Origin of the sequence: Photobacterium alginatilyticum (assembly GCF_009910675.1) — a bacterium.
GTDB lineage: Bacteria > Pseudomonadota > Gammaproteobacteria > Enterobacterales > Vibrionaceae > Photobacterium > Photobacterium alginatilyticum.
Genome location: NZ_RSEJ01000139.1, coordinates 1 through 926 on the forward strand (window position 1 = coordinate 1; position 926 = coordinate 926).

The window sequence follows — 926 nt, forward strand, 5'->3', positions numbered from 1 at the left end:
CCTTGATCAACAGAGGCTCAATAACCTTCTGGATTGATGAAGAAGCAATATCGTCATGGGAATCTTCGTCTCTTCATGGTAGGCGTGGTCGCAGTAATCAATACTCCGATCTATCCATTACTACAGCGTTGATGATTAAGCGGCTATTCACCTATCACTTCGTGCCACAGAAGGCTTTATTAACTCGATACTGGCGTTAACGAAAGTGTCACTACAATGCCCAAGTTACACCCGTCTCAGTCGAAGAGCAAAAGACGTTGATGTTTCAATTAAAATGCCTATCAGAGGTGAAATTCGACATCTCGCTATTGATGCAACGGGGCTAAAAGTATTCGGTGAAGGCGAATGGAAAGCCAAGAAGCATGGTGCCGAAAAGCGGCGTTTATGGCGCAAGCTTCATCTTGCTGTAGATGCTGATACACATCAGGTAATCAGTGCTGAACTTTCTCTTTCAACGGYTACTGATGGTGAAGTTCTTCCTGAATTATTGAAGAAAACTCATCGCAAAATACAGTCAATATCAGGTGATGGCGCTTACGATACTCGTCTATGTTATCAAGCGATTAAACGTAAACAAGCAAGGCCACTCATACCGCCAAGAAGTGGTGCAGCATACTGGGAAGACGGGCACCCAAGAAATCAAGCCGTTGCTTGCCAACGCATACATGGTAGCAATGAGTACTGGAAGAAAACGTCGGGCTATCACTCTCGGTCAATATCCGAAACRGCAATGTCGAGATATAAACGTCTTCTTGGTTCAAGCCTGAGTCTACGAGATTATGATGCTCAAGTAGGTGAAGCCTACGCAGCTGTTCGAGCTTTAAATAAGCTGTCGAGTCTTACCATGCCTCAAACAAYTAGAGTTGATTAATCCCAAACAAATGTTGAGTCCGTTCAGCTTAAATTCGATTTACGCAACAAAGCCG

At 44.1% G+C, this 926-nt stretch carries 1 pseudogene; it reads left to right on the forward strand.

The features are described from left to right. The first annotated feature begins 2 nt into the window (after positions 1–2). Positions 3–871: pseudogene (locus tag EIZ48_RS28375) on the forward strand (IS5 family transposase). Positions 872–926 lie beyond the last annotated feature (55 nt).